Annotated in this window: 1 protein-coding gene; it reads right to left on the reverse strand. The window is 39.3% G+C overall.

Annotated elements, in window-relative coordinates:
* A partial coding sequence (locus tag AC1DUA_RS40330) for a MotA/TolQ/ExbB proton channel family protein (protein WP_477504976.1) occupies positions 1 to 480 on the reverse strand: 480 nt, incomplete at its 3' end.
* Positions 481 to 527 lie beyond the last annotated feature (47 nt).

The following is a 527-nucleotide window of genomic DNA, read 5'->3' on the forward strand; positions in this document are numbered from 1 at the left end:
AAGAACACCAAGTGTTGGTGCATATGTACCGGCTTGTGTAAAAATTCCCGCGTACTTCTTATGTCTTGCTTCCATTTCTGCAATATCCTCAAGCAGTACATCACGCACAAAATCTGGATCATTCCCATCAATAATGAGACGCATCCCGCTTTTCATAAAAGGATCCGCTAGCTCTTCAGCTTGCTTTTCCAGTGAAAGAAGACCTTCACGACGTGTAATCGATACCCATTCTATAAAAGTATGGATGAGTTCTTTTTTAGGCATTAATTTTTGTTCGGTAAAAATAATTTTCAATAAGGTCGGAATCTTTTTCATTTCCTCTAAAGAAAACGCGATAAATAAAGCAGAAGCGGTTCCTCCGAAAATAATAAGCGCAGCTGCTGGGTTCAAAAGCGCCACCAGACTTGCCCCTTTTAACACCATCCCCACACCAACCGAAATAAGTGCTAAAACAATTCCAATCAATGATGATTTCTCCATATGCCAGACACCCTCTTTTCTATAGTAATAAAAGTTATGTATAACTC

The organism is Paenibacillus sp. 01T422, from assembly GCF_056398785.1.